16 protein-coding genes and 2 tRNA genes are annotated in these 16,120 nt (G+C 67.6%); 4 read left to right on the top strand and 14 right to left on the bottom strand.

The features are described from left to right. Positions 1–70 precede the first annotated feature (70 nt). A complete protein-coding gene (locus AB0N68_RS11505) occupies positions 71–346 on the top strand; it encodes a hypothetical protein (RefSeq protein WP_187664023.1) in 276 nt (91 codons plus the stop codon). A gap of 27 nt (positions 347–373) precedes the next feature. Here AB0N68_RS11505 and AB0N68_RS11510 read toward each other — a convergent pair. Next, positions 374–449, bottom strand: a tRNA-Arg gene (locus AB0N68_RS11510). A 61-nt stretch (positions 450–510) separates the two neighbouring features. Here AB0N68_RS11510 and orn point away from each other — a divergent pair. Beyond that, positions 511–1,137: an oligoribonuclease gene (orn, locus tag AB0N68_RS11515; RefSeq protein WP_280566295.1), complete on the top strand. Its 627-nt coding sequence runs from the start codon at positions 511–513 to the stop codon at positions 1,135–1,137. A 36-nt stretch (positions 1,138–1,173) separates the two neighbouring features. After that, a tRNA-His gene (locus AB0N68_RS11520) sits at positions 1,174–1,249 on the top strand. On the opposite strand, the gene AB0N68_RS11525 is transcribed toward AB0N68_RS11520, so the two are convergent. The 8 genes from AB0N68_RS11525 to AB0N68_RS11560 form a co-directional block, all read right to left on the bottom strand. After that, positions 1,242–2,921: a recombinase family protein gene (locus AB0N68_RS11525; protein WP_363332729.1), complete on the bottom strand. Its 1,680-nt coding sequence runs from the start codon at positions 2,919–2,921 to the stop codon at positions 1,242–1,244. The genes AB0N68_RS11520 and AB0N68_RS11525 overlap by 8 nt on opposite strands. A gap of 173 nt (positions 2,922–3,094) precedes the next feature. Continuing rightward, the gene (locus tag AB0N68_RS11530) at positions 3,095–3,301 is read right to left on the bottom strand and encodes a hypothetical protein (RefSeq protein WP_047692296.1); all 207 of its coding nucleotides are present in this window, start codon (positions 3,299–3,301) and stop codon (positions 3,095–3,097) included. Between the two features lie 3 nt (positions 3,302–3,304). Beyond that, positions 3,305–3,868, bottom strand: a complete 564-nt coding sequence (locus AB0N68_RS11535) for a hypothetical protein (protein WP_448804018.1) — start codon at positions 3,866–3,868, stop codon at positions 3,305–3,307. An 11-nt stretch (positions 3,869–3,879) separates the two neighbouring features. Then, entirely contained in the window at positions 3,880–4,317 is a 438-nt protein-coding gene (locus AB0N68_RS11540) for a single-stranded DNA-binding protein (RefSeq protein ID WP_363332732.1), read from the bottom strand. Positions 4,318–4,399: 82 nt separating this feature from the next. Next, the gene (locus AB0N68_RS11545; protein ID WP_363332734.1) at positions 4,400–6,175 is read right to left on the bottom strand and encodes a TraM recognition domain-containing protein; all 1,776 of its coding nucleotides are present in this window, start codon (positions 6,173–6,175) and stop codon (positions 4,400–4,402) included. Then, on the bottom strand, positions 6,172–6,723 hold the full coding sequence (locus AB0N68_RS11550; protein ID WP_363332736.1) for a hypothetical protein: 552 nt from the start codon (positions 6,721–6,723) through the stop codon (positions 6,172–6,174). The genes AB0N68_RS11545 and AB0N68_RS11550 overlap by 4 nt, the downstream gene beginning before the upstream one ends. Then, entirely contained in the window at positions 6,720–8,204 is a 1,485-nt protein-coding gene (locus tag AB0N68_RS11555) for a putative type IV secretion/conjugal transfer ATPase (RefSeq protein ID WP_363333148.1), read from the bottom strand. Before AB0N68_RS11555 ends, AB0N68_RS11550 begins: the two co-directional genes overlap by 4 nt. Further along, positions 8,201–9,031, bottom strand: a complete 831-nt coding sequence (locus AB0N68_RS11560; protein WP_363332738.1) for a hypothetical protein — start codon at positions 9,029–9,031, stop codon at positions 8,201–8,203. The genes AB0N68_RS11555 and AB0N68_RS11560 overlap by 4 nt, the downstream gene beginning before the upstream one ends. 134 nt (positions 9,032–9,165) lie before the next feature. On the opposite strand from AB0N68_RS11560, the gene AB0N68_RS11565 reads away from it, so the two are divergent. Next, positions 9,166–10,857: a hypothetical protein gene (locus AB0N68_RS11565; protein ID WP_363332740.1), complete on the top strand. Its 1,692-nt coding sequence runs from the start codon at positions 9,166–9,168 to the stop codon at positions 10,855–10,857. A 3-nt stretch (positions 10,858–10,860) separates the two neighbouring features. Here the strand turns inward: AB0N68_RS11565 and AB0N68_RS11570 are convergent, their stop codons facing one another. From AB0N68_RS11570 to AB0N68_RS11590, 5 genes are all read right to left on the bottom strand, one after another. After that, positions 10,861–12,330: an SCO6880 family protein gene (locus AB0N68_RS11570; protein WP_363332742.1), complete on the bottom strand. Its 1,470-nt coding sequence runs from the start codon at positions 12,328–12,330 to the stop codon at positions 10,861–10,863. A gap of 3 nt (positions 12,331–12,333) precedes the next feature. Continuing rightward, positions 12,334–13,734 (bottom strand): conjugal transfer protein TrbL, encoded by a 1,401-nt coding sequence (locus AB0N68_RS11575; RefSeq protein WP_363333150.1) that lies wholly within the window; start codon positions 13,732–13,734, stop codon positions 12,334–12,336. Positions 13,735–13,767: 33 nt separating this feature from the next. Then, positions 13,768–14,064: a DUF6112 family protein gene (locus tag AB0N68_RS11580; protein ID WP_241263536.1), complete on the bottom strand. Its 297-nt coding sequence runs from the start codon at positions 14,062–14,064 to the stop codon at positions 13,768–13,770. Positions 14,065–14,236: 172 nt separating this feature from the next. After that, the gene (locus tag AB0N68_RS11585; protein WP_363332744.1) at positions 14,237–14,503 is read right to left on the bottom strand and encodes a DUF6112 family protein; all 267 of its coding nucleotides are present in this window, start codon (positions 14,501–14,503) and stop codon (positions 14,237–14,239) included. Positions 14,504–14,509: 6 nt separating this feature from the next. Further along, positions 14,510–16,117 (bottom strand): VldE C-terminal domain-containing protein, encoded by a 1,608-nt coding sequence (locus AB0N68_RS11590; RefSeq protein ID WP_363332746.1) that lies wholly within the window; start codon positions 16,115–16,117, stop codon positions 14,510–14,512. Positions 16,118–16,120: the final 3 nt, after the last annotated feature.

Below are 16,120 nucleotides of genomic sequence, written 5' to 3' on the forward strand. Positions count from 1 at the left end.
ACCGCCGGATATCGATGCGCGGGCCAATGTCGGTGGTCGGTCGTATGTTCGAACCATGGAAGGAGAGACCATGACCGCCACCACCACCGCTTCGATCCCTGCTCCCGGAATCCCCCTCGTAGCCCCGCCGCTCGCGTCCCGGCGAGAGCACCTCGTCCGTGCCGCCGATCACCTGTGGCGCGTACAGGACAGCCGCGAGCACGTCCTCGGCCACCTGCGCGTGGTGGCCGATCCTCTCGGCCTCCGGTACCGGGCGGAGCGGCTCCATCTGGCGACGGGCGGCTTCCGGCTGATCGGCGAGTTCTGGCGCGCGGACGACGCCGTCGACGCGCTGCGACACTGCTGACCTCCGGTCGACGTGACCGGCGATCACTGGCGCCCCCGGCAGGATTCGAACCTGCGACCAAGAGATTAGAAGGCTCCTGCTCTATCCCCTGAGCTACGGAGGCGGACATCTCTACCGTACCGCGCTCCCCCGGCGGATGTCGGGGCCGTCGATAGGATGGCGACATGGTGACTGCTTCCGAGAACGACCGCCTCGTCTGGATCGACTGCGAGATGACGGGACTCGATCTCGCCATCGATGAACTGGTCGAGATCGCGGTGGTGGTCACCGACTTCGAGCTGCGTCCGCTCGACCCCGGCTTCCAGGTCGTCATCCGTCCGAGCGCGGACGCCCTCGCGCACATGAACGACTTCGTCACCGCGATGCACGAGACCTCCGGGCTCATCGAGGAGATCCCGCACGGGATCAGCCTCGAGGAGGCGGAGGAACAGACGCTGGCCTACATCCGCCGCTTCGTCCCGCTGGAGCGCCGCGCGCCTCTCGCCGGCAACACGATCGGCACCGACCGGATGTTCCTCGCGAAGTACATGCCACAGGTCGACCAGTGGCTGCACTACCGGAACGTCGACGTCTCCAGCATCAAGGAGCTTTCCCGCCGCTGGTACCCGCGGGTGTTCTTCCAGGCACCTGCCAAGGACGGCGGGCACCGCGCGCTGGCGGACATCCTCGAGTCGATCCGCGAGCTGCGTTACTACCGCGAAGCCGTCTTCGTCGACGAACCGGGACCTTCCAGCGATGATGCGAAGGAGATCGCCGCCCGCACGGTGTCGGAGTTCACCTCGAACATGTAATAGACTCGTGGGGTTGCCTGTTCCGGCGGGCGCATGGTGGGTATAGCTCAGCTGGTAGAGCGCCTGGTTGTGGTCCAGGAGGTCGCGGGTTCAAGCCCCGTTACTCACCCCAAATGGGTCAGGTGTGAACTTGCGACCAAGGGTCCGCCCTTGGTCGCGGTTCCCACCTGGGCCATTTTCTTCGCTTCGGCGGCCCAGCTCAGTGCGTCGGCATGAAGGCCGGGGATGCTCAGCCCGTCGTACGGGTTGCGGTAGCCGACGCGCACGTCGTTGTCCTCGTCGATGTAGATCGTCTTGAACAGCGCCTGGTTGAGGAGCCGACGGTTCGCGTCGTCGGCGTGCTCGTAGATGTCGGCGGCGTTGGACAGCAGTTTCAGTGAGTCGTCGAGGTTCGCTCTCGCGTCGGCGTAGTGGCCGTGGTGCGCGGTGATCCGGTGCTCGATGGTCTCCAGCGACGCGGTGATCCGGTCCTGCTCCCTCTTGAGGAGGTCGAGCGGGATGGCTCCGGCGTAGTGGGCTTGGAGCAGCTTCTGCTGCTCGCCTTCGAGCTGGGTTCTCCGGGACGCGAGGTCGGCGAGTTCGGCGGCTCCTTCGGCCATCATCTCGTCGAACCTCGCATGAATCATCCCCGAAACCGCCTCGATCGTTTCCGGGTCGATCTGCACCTTGACGTAGAAGCGCTCGACGAGTCGTTCGACCTGCTCGATCAGCATCGCCTGCCGGGTGCAGGTACCTCTGCCACCGTGACGGCTGGCGCAGACGAAGTACGGGTAGATCGTGCCCTGACTGCTCTTCGCGTTGCACACCAGCAACCGCGACCCGCACTGCCCGCAGAACACCGTCCCCTTCAAGTAGTGCTCATGGACTTGCGTCGCATCCGCAGCCGAGCGATGCGTGCCGAGCACGGTCTGCACCTGATCCCACACCTCGTTGGGGACGATCGCCTCGTGCACTCCCGCGTAGGTCACGCCCTGATAGCGGACGCTGCCCTTGTAATACGGGTTCGTCAGCATCCGATGCACCGACGACTTCGCGATGGGTCGGGATGGTCGCCGCGGCGACGCCGCAGTCGTGAGGCCGCGCGCCACGAGTTCCTGGTGGAGCTGGCTCGTCGTCCAGTCACCGGATGCGAACACCTGGAACGCCCACCGGACCAATCGCGCACGCTCTTCGTCGATCTCGACGGTACGTACCTCCCGCCCGAACTCGTCGCGCACGCCGACGTTGCGGTAGCCAATGGGTGCCTTCGTCACGGTGCCGCCCTGCGCGGCCTTCTGCGACAGGCCCTTGACGACCTCAGTGGCGAGGTTGCGGGAGTAGAACTCGGCAATCGAGGACATGATGCCGTGCAGCAGCATCCCCGATGGGGTCTCGTCGATGTTCTCCGTGGCCGAGACCAGCGTGACGCCGGCGTCCTTGAGTGCGAGGTGGATGGTCACGTCATCGGCACGGTTCCGGGCGAGCCGGTCGACCTTGTGGACGATGCAGTAGTTCGTCTTGTGCTTCGCGACGTACTGGATCATCCGCATCAGCTCGGGCCGGTCGGCCTTGCGCGCGGACTCGCCCGCGTCGACGAACTCCTCGATGATCGTTGCGCCGAGCTGGTCGGCCTTGCGCTGGTTCGCCTCGCGCTGCGCGGGGATCGAGAAGCCCTCCGCCTGGCCGCCCTTCTCTGCCTGCTCCTTGGTGGAGACCCGCAGGTAGGAGACGGCGAACGATCCGGGGAACGGGGTGGGCGCTACGAGGCTGTCTATCGCGGTTCGGTCCGCGTCGATGATCGTCATGGCTCTTCTCCACAGTCACTGGTCCTGCCGACGCGGACTTGTGAGAGCGGATGTTGATCGTGAGAAGAGCCCGAAGGCTGTATGACTAGGCCGAATCGGCCACGTTTACTTTGCCCCGCCGAGGCGAAGCGCTAGGACCACAACATCCGCCATCCGCGACGGATGCCTACATTCTACGACGACGCGCTCGCCCTGGCACGAGGGCGCTTCGGTCGCGTCGCGGCTTGCGAGCGGCACGAGCCCGACTGCTGGAGGGCGAGGCGGATCAGCAGCTCGCAGAGCTTGTCCAAGTCAGGCGGTTCGTGGAACTCGGCCCGGATCGTCAGCTCGCGCTCGCTCTGCTGGCGCTGCCCCGTCTTCCGTTCATAGCGGCGCGCCATGTCTCACACCTCGCCGGTCTCCGGATCGACGCCCGCGAAGAAGGCATCCTCTGCCTCCTGGCGTGCGTTCACCATGTCGATCACGAACCGCACGAAGTCCTCGTCACGATCCGTGATCGGTGAATCTTCGATGGGCTGTGCGGGGTCTTCGCCTGGCCAGCTCGTCTGACGAGTCGGGCGGTCCCGGTCGAGCCGCGTGCCGCAGGCCGCCACCCAATCACGAAGGCGGGCGCGAGCATCCGCGAAGTCGCGGTGCCAGCCGAGGGGTGCCGAGCCGTTCTGCTCTGGATCGTATGCGCACAGCCAGTGCAGGTGCAGCGCCGACAGTTCCCAGAGAAGTTCGGGGTGGCGGTGCCAGTAGGGCGGCACGACACTGGCGGGAAGCCCGTAGGTGTGGCGAAGCCAGTCCACCCAGCGGTTCAGTTCGAGCAACTCGGCTTCGAGATCGTTGGCGGTCAGCAGGTTCCAGTTGACCGGGTGCGGTGGCTCGGGCGCATCGAATCGCGGGGACGCCGGGCCTGCCTCGGGTGGCATGTCGTCGTGCTCGGGGAGGAACTGATCGGTCATGGCTCGGTTGCTCACATTCCGATAGCCGTCGCGGTGGACGGCACAGCCTGCTGAGGTGCGGCGAACGCGGTCGCGTCACGGCCGGAAGTGCGTTCGCTGCGATCCACTTCGTAGCGGGTGCGGGCGAGGTCGTGTCCGATGCGCGTCGCGATGAACTCCTCGCCTTCGTAGCGCTGGCCGTTGCGCTCGTAGGAGTAGTCGCGCACCCGCCCGTCGGCGATGATGTTGTCGCCCTTGGCGAGCCGCTCGGCTCCCTGCTCGGCGGCACCGCGATACGCGATGAGGTCGTGGAAGGTCGTCTCCAGTTGCGTGAAGGTGTTATCGGACTCCTTGCGGTAGTGCTCGATGCCGACCTTCATGTAGAGGCGCGCGTCGCCGCGCTCGGTGTAGCTGAGCTGCGGATCCGAGGCGACGAACCCGGAGATGGACTGGTGGGTGTGAATGGCCATGATGGCGCCCTCCTGAACTCGGGCGACCAGCCGTGTGTGGCCGCTGTGTCAGGCAGGTGCGCTTCCGTACCCAGGTCTGCGCTCAGAGGGCCGGGCGGCGCAGTAGTGATTCGAGTTCGCTGCGGTCGCTGCGGAGCTGCGCGGCGTCGGGCCGGGTCGGCCAGGCGCGCAGGTCGGTGACGATGGGCGGCGCGGAGCGCAGCATCGTGATGCCGGTGCCGAATGGCAGGGTGCGGATGCGGTCGGGCGGCAGGATCGGGACGCGACGGATCGAGCGCTGGTTGGAGCGGGTGCCGTGGTCGCCGAGGGTCACGCTGTCGGTGTACTCGTCACGCTCGCCGATGAGGGTGGAGAGGTCTTGAAGGTCGCGACTGTTGGATGCGCCGCCGAGGATGATCTTGACGATGCTGGCGTCCCAGATCGCTCCGGCCTGATGCTCACTCCACCTGTCGCGAGCCTGGGCGAGGGACTGCAAGACCGGCATGGTCGTGATCCCAGTGCCACCGCCTTCGGCCATGAGCGTCGGCAGTGACGGCAGAGGGGCGAGGTTTCCGATCTCGTCGAGTGCGAGCAGCAGTGGTGGGTCGAGCCGTGCTCCGGGTGAGCGGGCGGCGAGCCGGCGGGCGGTTTCGATGAGGTCTTCGACGAACGCCGCGACAAGCGATGCGGAGGCTCCCGCTCCGGCACCGGTGGCGAGCAGGTAGAGGGTGCCTTGTTCGGTGAGGAAGGTCTCGGGGTTGAAGTGTTCGTGCGGGCCTGGGGTGACGGCATCGAGCACGCGCGGGTCGGCGAGCGCGGCGAGTGCGAGGGAGACGCCTTGCCAGATGCTGTCGCGGGTCTTGGGGTCGGCGTCGATCATCGCGGCCAGGGAGTCGTCCCAACCCATCGCCGCGTTCGGGTGCGAGTTCAGGATCGCGACGGCCTCGGACGCCGCGCTGGGATCAAGAGTCCACCTGAACAGCTCGGCGGGCGGGCGGCCGTCCAGCGCGGCAGCGTGCAGCAGGCTCTGAAGTGCGGTGCGGGTCTTGCCCTCCCAGAACCCGCCGGACTCGACGCCTCCGGCGGACAGTCCCGTGGCGGCTGCGAGTCCGTTAGCGCGGATCATCGCCGTCAACGGATCGTCACAGCCGCGAATGGGTGACCAGCGCAGCCCAGCGGGGATGCCCTCGGCGAGGTGTTGGGGGTCGAACACGGCGACCGGCCCGCCCTTGCGGCGTCGAGCGCGGAGGGTCGCGGTGAGGTTGTCGGGTCTCGTGCTGGTGGTGACGACCGCGCCGGGGGCGTCGAGGATCGTATTGATGACCACGTGCAGGCCCTTGCCTGAGCGGGGCGGGCCGATCAGCAGGATCGAGTCCTCGACCGATGCCCAGACTTTCTTGCCACGACTGGCACCCAGGAGGTAGCCGACATCCTGTGGTGCAGGTGACTCCAAGGAGGGTCGCAGGGTGGCCGCGCGGTGAAGCAGTGCCTTCGCGGATGCTGCGGTCTTGACCTCGTGACTGGTCGCGATCCCGGCGAGTCGGTGCGGATCGGTCTCTGTCTTCCGGGTGTGTCGGCGCAGCACGATCCATACCCAAACGATCCCGGCAGCGAGTCCGGCGAGCAGTGCCGTGCTGACGAGCCAGTAGACGACTGGGTTGAGCCCGTCGGCACCGAGCGCGGTCGCCGGATCACCAGGGTTGAACAACACGGCGAGACCCGCCGCTGCACCGGCGTCGGGCTGCGGTGTGCCTGTCAGGAACGCGGCGACGCTGCCAGCGGCGCGGAGGACGAGAGCGATCCCGAACATGCCGATCAGGCCAATCGGTGCGGCGTTGGTGAGTTCGTCGCCCATGCCCCCGGCCTGCCGCTGGTTCATGTCAGCCGCCGCACCGCGAGCGTGCCCGAGATACGCCCGAACAGGATCACCTCGTGCGATGTTCCGGCGGGCAGGTCATCGAGGTCGATGAGCGCACGTGCCTCCCCGGTTCCGGTGGCGTCGGTATGGGAGACGATCGTCGCGACGGCGACATCCTCGCCAGGCACGAACCCCTCCGCGGTGACCTCAGCCAAGCGCGGCACCCGTCGGGCGTGACGACTCCGACGAGTCTCCGGCACCGGAGTCTCGGGCGGTGCGACTGCGCGTCGAGGCTTGCGGGTGCGGAGGATGTCGGTGAACACACTTCCGTCGCTCTCGCGGACCTCGACCCGGACCGCGATCGTGCGGTCCTTGGTAATGGCATCCATGAGCGGCCCGAACCTCGCCCGCGTCCACGCGCTCGCACCCGACTCCTCGAAGTGGGTTCCATCCACCGTGGCGGTGAGGGTGCCGTCATCGGCAACGGTCACGAGGACGTGCGGCAGCTCGACGGGAGCCATGTTCTCGTCGTCGGTCGTGGTGGATCGGCACGGACCAGTGACGTTCATCGGTGACCTCCCGCTGCGCGGCTGCTGGTGTCGAACAGTGCGAGTTCGTCGGGGTGGAGCTGGTGTTGGCAGACGAAGCTCCTGGCCTTGATCCGCCACAGGCCTTGGCCGACGCCGAGGTTCGGCAAGAGCTGCTGCTCGGTGCCGGTCAGGCCGAGGGCAGTTGCGGTCGGCCCGAGCTGGTCGGACTCCTGCCGGTACACGATCCGCGTCTCTGCATTCGCCAGCAGCGAGTTGGCCAGGGAGCGCATGGCGGAGCCTTGGTCGCCCACGTTGTCGAGGTCGGTGAGCTTGTGGAAGATCAGCATGTTCGCGATCCCGTAGTGCCGTGCGAGTCGCCAGTGCGCATCCATCCGCCGCAACAGCGCCGGGTGGGACATGAGTCGCCATGCCTCGTCGTAGATCACCCATCGCTGCCCACCGTTCGGGTCGAGCAGTGCGGATTCCATCCACGCCGACGAGCACGTCATCAACACCGAGATCAGCGTCGAGTTCTCGGTGACCCGCGAGAGATCGAGCGAGATCATCGGCAACGACGGATCGAACGCGACCGTCGAAGGACCGTCGAACAGCCCGGCCAGGTCGCCTGCGACGAGGCGGCGCAGTGCGTGGCCGACGAGCCTGCCGTCCTCGGCCAACCGGCCGTCGGCATCCGAGCTTGGGGCGAGAATGTGATCGACGACCATCGGGAGGATCGGCACGTCGTTCTCCCTCACCGTCTGGGTCAGGGCGATGTCGATCGCGGTGTGTTCCAGCGGCGACAACCCGCGCGCGAGCACGGTCTCCGCGAGCGCACCGATCAGGTCACGACGCCGCGCCGCGACGGTCGAGGCCCACTGCTCATCCGACAGGCCACTGGGCCGGTGGCCTTCATCGAGTGGATTCAGGCGAGTGTTGAGGCCGTGGCCGAGGACGATCGCGCGCCCGCCGACGGCGTTCGCGACGGCGGTGTGTTCGCCCTTCGGGTCGCCTGGCACGTACACGCGCCGCCCGAACGGCAGCGACCGCGTGTAGAGCGACTTCGCCAGCGAGGACTTGCCGGAGCCGACGATCCCGGCCAGCACCACGTTGGGCGCGGTGATGATCCCGCGCGCGTAGAGCACCCACGGGTCGTAGACGAAGCTCCCACCCGAGTACAGGTCCTGACCGACGAACACACCATCCGCGCCGAGCCCGCCCTCAGCGACGAACGGGTACGCACCCGCCAGCGTCGCCGACGTGTCCTGATGCCGCGTCAGATGGAACCGACCCGGAGTCCGCAGCCGCGCAGCACCCGGCTCGCCCGCCTTCGGCAAGTACACCGTGGCGCGCCGCTCGGCACGCTCCTCCTCAGCCTTCGCCTTCGCAGCGGCGAGCGCGGTCCTTCGCTGCTCAGCGTGGAGCCGGGCCTCTGCCTTGCGGCGTTGCTTGCGGAGCCTCCGCCGCTCCTTCGACGGTGCCACTAGAACGGCTGTGTGCAGCCGCGCGCAATCCTCGGTCACCGCACCAGCCCCCGCGCCTGCTTGACCGCCGTGATCTTGGCCGGCTCGAACCACGACCGATCCCGCTTCGCCGTCGGCAGATCGGCCCGCTCCGGCGCGCCCGGCGACGAGTACGACACCATCAACTCCGGCCCAGCCTGCGCCGGAGCGGACTCGACCGGCTCGGCATCCGGGGCCTCTGCCTCCGGTTCGGTGTAGCGCCTCAGTAGCGAGACGTAGCCGACGTGCGGGTTCACGACCAGCGCGTAGTCGCCCGAGAGCGCCACCCGGTCGTTGGTGCCCTCGCCGGGCTCGTCGTACACGTACCCGTTCTCCAGAGCGGCCTGCGTGGTCTCGTCGCCGTAGTCCCACTGCGCGAGGAAGTCCACCGCATCGACATGCCCCAACTCGCCGAGGATGCGCAACGGCCGGTCAGCCTCCTCTCCCTGGAGGAACACCACGCTGACCCACCGCGAAGGCGCGGCCTCCTCGACGGCGGGCTCGGGGTGCCAGGCGATCCGTCCCGCAGCGATGAACCCTTCCGCGAGCCGGTCATACGCCCGGTCGACGAGGTTCGCCGCCTGACGCAGCTCTTCCGCGGCAGCGAGGGCGTCTCCCACTCCTGCTTCGTGGTTGCCGGCGTCGTCGAAGGCGTGCGCGGCCTTGCGCTCGTGAACATCGGCGATCTGGTCGAGCGCCTGCCGCAGCGAGCGCATCCCCGAGGACAGATCACCGATCACGCCGTACATCTCGGCGGGCTGATCGAAGCCCCGGCTCGCGTGGGCCAACCCCGGCAGCGCCTCGGACGCCTCTGCGGCGTCGGCAGTCGAATCGAAGAACGTGGGCATGGTGGCCTCCTCGCAAGTTGTGTGATGGGGAGGTGTGCTGCGATGACCCCAGGCGCTGTCGGAGGTGGCTGACATACTTGATGGAGGCGTCGGAGGGAGGCACGAGGCAGTCACCGGCGAGAAGGAGAGCCCATATGGACGACCCGCGCGACGAGTCCGGTAGCGACGACGCCGTTGGCACGCAGACCTCGGAAGATGGTCAGATCAGGTCCGACGCACTTGAACTCGCAGCTTCCACGACCCTCGTCGAGGTGACGCCAGGCGTCGCAGTCGTATTCGGCGAAGTCCCCGACGGTCTTGAACTCATCAGCCTTGACATGGTGCCGTCCTTCGACCGCGTTCAGCTCTCCACCGCTCTCGGCTCCTTCGGCAACGCAGGCACGATCGTCGGGAACATCGCGGAGGCTGTGTCGAGCGCGCAAGGCCTCTTCCGCGTCAACGATGCGACGCTGTCTCTGCTGAAGAGCGGCGGTCAGATGGCCGCGAAGGACGGCGCAAAGCTCGGAGCGATCTTCAAGAACGGTGAACTGGTCGCGCAGGCACGCTTCATCCCCGCGTCGATGACGGCCGCCACGGCGATCGCAGCCATCGGCCCGGCTGTCGCCATGATCGCGCTCCAGATGCAGCTAGGTGAGATTTCGGGCCTCGTCCGCTCCAACATCCAGCTCACGACGCAGACGCTCAAGGCCATCCGGAACGAGCAATGGGCAGAGCTTGAAGGGCTGGCGGAGTCCGTGGATGAGGCAGTCAAGGAGACCCGCGAACTCGACGCCATCACAGACTCTGTCTGGGAGCCCATCGCTCCTAGCGGTCCCAACATCCGCAAGCAGTTGAAGTTATACCGCAAGAACGTGGCAGGCCATGTCCAGGAACTTGGAAAGCTCGACGGTCGTGCTCGCCGCCAGTACCTCGAATCCAACGCCGAAGCGATCGTCTTCGATACGTACGCGCTTCTCAGCTCGCTCAAGACCCACGCGGAGTACCAGGCTGTCCGAGCTGCCCTCGCCAGAACACGAAGCACCAACGACGAGAGCGAGGCGCAGCTCTTCGACCGGATCGCTCGGAACACTCCCGTCGAGATAGACGAGTCGCTCTCCGAAATCCGTTCGCTGACCGAGTCGCTCGTCCGGGAGTTGCGGATCATCGCCGAACTCCCTGGCCGCGCCACCGTGCCTCTCACGAAGAAGCGGAAGGACGCAAAGGCGTCCCAGCTCACTTGCAGGCAGCTCCTGGAAGCCATCGAGCCCTTGGCCGACATGCTCCATCCTGCCGTCGGCATGCCTGCCGTTCCGGATACGGTGTGCGGACCCGAAGGGCTCGATCTTGATCCCTATCTGCATGTGCTTCGGTGGTTCTTGGAGGACGGAGAGCAACTCCGCAGCATTGCATTCCCCTACCAGACCGGCGCGCACAACCTCACAGGAGTGGTGCCAGCGCTCCTGGCCAAGCGTGTCGATACCGCCTGGGACGCGCTCGCCCCAGGAAGAGCCGGCGCGATCGTCGAGATACTCACGTCCAGCACCTTCGTCGCGGTAACTGACCGTCGAATCATCACCGCGACACCGAAGACGCTTCTACGCCGTGGCGAGCTTGGCGCCACGTACCCACTCGATGAGGTGAAATACGTGCGGCCGAGAACGAATCACGACGAGCGAGTGCGGCCAACCATCGGCGTCACCACAGAACGAAGTGATGTCCAGTGGATGTTCCCTGCTGATGCCGACCCCGAGAGCATTGATGCCCTGGTGACCGCGATCGCAGACGGCGCCTCTGGTCGCACCGAAGCACGGGCTGCTATCGCTGCCGCTGAGTCACCGTCCGCGTAGCCTCTACACCTTGCGGCAGAGCGGGAGCGCGGCGGCGGTGAACGCGGCGGCTTGCTGGCCGACGAGGAGCCGGGTCTCGCACGACGCTTGGATCGCGGCCTGCTCGATGGCGGCGACTGCGGCGTCGAGTTCTTCGACGGTGCGTGCGGAGACGGCTATGAGGCCGGTGTAGCGGAGGATGCCGTGTCCGGCGGTGAGGTCGGCTTCTTGTTGGAGCACGTCGTGGTATTCGGCGGTCTGGGAGGCGTCTTCGATCTGGCCGATCTTCGCGCGCTGGGCCTGGTCGGAGATGTGCTCGACCTTCTTCTTGCGGATGTCGCGGGCAGCGGCATCGGACCGCATCGGGGTGCAGATCAGTGAGAACGATCGCTGGATGCCGGTGGACAGCAGCACCGGCGACAGGAACCCCGGGTACACCAGCGATCGCGGCCACTCGCTGACCCAGAGCACAGCGTGGTGGGCGGAGTCGGTGCGGAGCTTGCCCCAGGTTTCGGTGACGGCGACCGGTCCGGCGGTGGCGAGGGACTGGCCGAGTCTGCCGTGGCGTTCCAGGGTGGCGGCGATGGCGGGGTCGTAGGCGGAGCGCAGCATCACCGCGATCTGCCCTGGTGTCAGCCATCCCGACGGCGACAGGTCGGCGGAGCGGAGCGCGGCGACGAGCGTGTTCATCTCTTGCCGCAGCACCGCGGCAGCACCGCGAATCCCGCCGCCCGCGGTCCTGATCTGCCGGGCACTGGTCTTCATGTCCAGTGACAGCGAGAGTGTGGTGGCGTGGCGTTCGCCGGCGGGTCCGGCGCGGTCGATGAGTTCGGCGTAGGTGTCGGCCGCCCACGATCCGTCCGGGGTGCCGTGGGTTGCCCACCATTCGGCGAGTCCGGTGCCGGAGTCTGGGAGGGTGCGTTCGAGGACTTGCAGGGTCGCGATCCGCCCGGAGCGACAGACGGTGGCGAGGACGCGGCCCCACGAACTGACACGGCGTTCCTGCTCGCCGGGATCGAGCAGCACGAATGCCGGGTGGGTGACCTCGCACACGACGGTCAACGTGGCGGCGTGGGGGTCGTGGATCATCCCGGCCCCGGTGTCGGGGTCGGTGTACTCGCGCAGTCGCGCCATGTCGCCAGGCAGAGCGAGAGTGCCGACGGGGCGCGGGACGACGATCCTGCGCCGGTACAGCAGTTGCCCGCCGGTGGTGCGCCACAGCCACCAGCAGGCGATGGGCAGCCACTCCACGATGGGCCGGCCTGCGATGGGTATCCAGGTCAGCGCGGCGGCGAGTACCCAGACGGGAGCGGTGTAGGCGAGCAGCATCCCGCCGCCGGCGTAGAACGCGCCGATGAGCGTGGCTCCGCCGATGGCGAGCGTGACGAGCTGGGTCAGCGACAGGCCGAGGAGGACACCGCGGCGGGTAAGGCGGGAGAACTTCACCGGCACGAGTTCGCCCGCGGCGGGCCGGTCGTGGTTCGTGCTGCTCATCGTCTACTCCTTCGGTGGGCGTGGCGCGGGCGGCGGGGGCGGCTTCGGCGGCGGTGACGGATCGGTGCTCGGCGGTCGTGGTGCCGGGCTCGACTGCGGTGCCGCAGGCGCTGCTGCGGGCGGTGGCGGTGTCTGCGCGGCGGCGGCGTCGGCGTGTTCGCCTTGGGCTCCCAGCGCGGTTCCGGCCTTCGGTCCGGCGGTCGCGGCCCCCTTGGCGACACTCGCCCCGACCACGACGCCCGCTGCCACGGGACCGGCTGCGGATGCGCCGCCCCCGCCTGCTGCGGCCCCTCCACCAGCGGCGGCCCCTCCACCAGTGGCGGCACCTCCGCCACTCGCGGCGGGTCCTGGTGCCGGGGTCTTCGGCGGTGGCGGTGCGCTGCTCCCACCGCCAGAGGCTCCGTCCGTGTTCCCACCTCCGCCGCTTGTTCCGTCGAGTACCTTCTTCGGCTCTCCGCCACCTGCTTGCGGCTTGGTCGGGACGGGGATCGGGCGGTTGAGGGCGCTCTTGGCGTCCTGCTCGGAGCCGATCGCGTGGTACATGTCGAACCCGACGAACGCGATGAACTTGTACGTGAGATACGGGGCGAACGCGGCCATCGCCATCAGCACGATTCCCGCGATGGGGTCGCTGATCGAGGCGAGGTCGGCGTCGATGGGTGCGGAGACCTGGGTGATCGCGACGAGGAACATCACGACGAGCACGAGCTTGGAGCAGATCAGGGCGATGACGAACATCGCCCACTTCCCGATCCACCCCCGTGAGGCGTCCCAGGATGCGCCGCTGAACGCGAGCGGCGCGAACACGACCGCCACCAGCAGTAGTGCCTTCCTGACGAGGAGAGAGAGCCACACGATCGCGGCGGCGGTGATCGCGAGGCCGGCCATGAAGATCGTGATGATGGCACCGACGCCGGGGGCGGCGATGTTGATCCCGACCAGTCCTGCGGCGAGGAGGGCGATCTTGTCGCCCATCGACTCGGTGGTCTCTCCCGCGGCCTGCACGATCCCGATGCACAGCTGATCGACGACTTCCAGCAGCAGCGCCGTGAGCGTGATGACCACGAACGATCCGAGGACGGATTTCGCCAGGCCGAGCGCGGCGCGGGTGAGGGCGGTGGGGTCGCGGCGGATCAGCCCGGTAATGAGTTGGAGGCAAAAGAAGATCAGCATCACGAAGACCGCGATGCCGAACAGCAGGTTGTAGACGGCGATGTAGCCGGGCTTGGTGACATCCACCAGCGTCGTGGTGTCGAAGACCGACCAGACCGCCTCGAACAGCCACCCCGCGGCGGCACCCATCGCCTGCGCGAGCCAGTCGAACGGGGCCGCGACCAACGAGGCGGCACCTTCGCCGACGGCATCGCAGACCGAGGAGATCACCGGAACGTCGCATACGCCCATCACGAACACCAGCTCTCGATGACGACAGGCGGGTCAGACGGACTGGCCGACGTTCCAGAAGAAGTTGATGAGCGTCACGCTCGCGCCGCAGATCACCGCTGCGCCGCAGGAGACGAGGACGCCGATCTTCCCGCGCGAGGCGAGGTGCGGGTTCGACGAGTTCGCGCCGAAGCCCCACACGATCGCGGACACGATCAGCGCGAGCACGCTGAGGATCAGGCCGATGGTCATCACCGCGCCGACGATGGTGCGCAACTGGTTGATCCCCGGCAGGCCGTCGGTGTTGGGGTCGATGTTGATGTCCATCGGCACCAGCAGCGGCGCGGACATCACGTTGGCGAGCAGATCGAACACGGTAGGTCTCCTTGGCGACGGGCGGCCCGCCCACGAACTCGCAGACGGGGTACATGCGACAGGTGCACCTGCGGCCCCTCGGCAGTGCAAACGTCGATGCCCACGCCGGTGAGGACGTGGGCATCGAAAGGTTCGGAGACGTTCGGCGTCAGAGTTGTTGGCCGAGGTTGAGGAGCCAGTTCATCCAAGCGACTCCGCCTCCGGCGAGGGCGGCGGCACCGACGGCGACGAGGACTCCGGTTCGGCCCTTGCTGGCGGTCGCGTAGTTGCCGTGGGCGGTTGCGATGGCCCACACGATCGCTGAGACGATCAGCATGAGGACGGCGACGATCAGGACGAAGGTCAGGAGCGCGCCGACCACGGCGCGAAGGTCGCCGATGCCGCCAAGCCCGTCGAAATCAGGGAACACTCCCATCGCAGATCACCCCTTGACTGTGACGTGGAGGTGGTCGAAGTGGCCTCCGGTGATGGAGGCGGGGTCGTGCATGCCGCCGCCGTTGTACGGACGCCAGCCCTCGCTATCACGGGCGACTGACCAGATCTGGCCTTGCCAGATCAGGTACTCGACACCGAGCACGTCGGCGTTGTCCTTCATCCAGTTGGTGGCCTTCCAGCCGACGTCGAGTTGCGCCGGGGTGGGTCGCTGGCCGATGTGGTTGCCGAAGGTGATGTCACACGCCCTGCCGAGGGAGTGCTCGGACTTGGTGCCGGGGCGCGGTGAGTAGCAGCCCCAGCCGGTGTCGGGGAACGCGGCAAGGGTCTGCTGGTAGAGGTGGAGCATGCGGGCGGTGATCTTGCCCGAGCTGGTGGGATCGTCGACGAGCCGGTCGGGGTCTCCATCGACTCCGGTCGGCGTGCCCGCAGTGGCGTTGTTGCAGGCGGCGGGTGATCCGCCGGTCGCCGTGGGCAGGTTCGCGGCACCGTGCTCGTTGAGCCAGGCGGCGGCGTCGATGGCCTCACCGTTCGTGCCGCCGGGCCGGACCTCGAAGTGCAGATGTGCGCCGGTGCTCATGCCGGAAGAGCCGACATCGCCGATGTGCTGGCCGGCGCTCACGCGGTCTCCGCGGCCGACGTGGATGCCGCTCTGCCACATGTGCGCGTACGCGGTTGCGACAGTCTTGCCGGCGATGGTGTGCTCGATGACGATGAGGCCGCCGTACCCACCGGAGAACTCCGCGACGGTGACGGTGCCGTCAGCGGCGGCGAGGATCGGCGTGCCGTCGGGCGCGGCGAAGTCGGTGCCGGTGTGCATCTTTCGTTCGCCGGTGATCGGGTGCACCCGCATCCCGAACGGCGAGGTCAGCACCCAGGTGCCCTCGGGCAGCGGCAACACCACCCGCGACGACGAGACCGCCGGACCATCCACGCCACCAGCGGCACTGCCACCTCTGGTGAGGGCGGCGAGGATGCTGTCGGCGACGGGCGCGTAGTTGCGGTACCGGTCGGGGTAGGCGGACACCTCAACGGCTTGGGCGGCTTCGCCGGGGTCCATCTGTTGCCAGCCGGGAATGTCGAGCAGGCCGCGCGGTGAGGGGTAGTTCGGTCCGGTCGGCCCGCCGAAGAACGCTCGCGCTTGGTAGGTGGGGTCCATGAGTTCGGCGACGGTGCCCCACCCCGACTGTGGGCGCATCTGGAACAGGCCGAGGGAATCGTGGTCACCGCCGTTGCCGTCGTTCGGATAGTTCGCCGACTCCGGGTAGGCGCCTGTGTTGGTGAGCATCCGCAGCGTGGACTCGGTGAGCGCGGCCATCAGCGCGATCTTGATTCCCGGCCTGCCCACGTCGGTGATGCCGTTGCCGACGGCGATGATCGTTGCCGCGTGCGTGAGCTGCTGACGATTCAGGGTGAAGGTCTCGCCGTTGGCGGTGGTCACGGTGAGCGAGTCAGGGATCGGGCCGAGGTTCACGGTCCCGGCGGAGGTGGCGCAGTAGGCCGCGGCGGGGTTCATCAGCACCCCGATCCCGAGGAGTGATGCGGCGGGTGCGAAGAACAGCAGCACCAAGGCTGCGATGGCGGCTTTGCGGAACACGAC

The sequence above is a fragment of the Microbacterium meiriae genome, assembly GCF_040685015.1.
Taxonomy (GTDB): domain Bacteria; phylum Actinomycetota; class Actinomycetes; order Actinomycetales; family Microbacteriaceae; genus Microbacterium; species Microbacterium meiriae.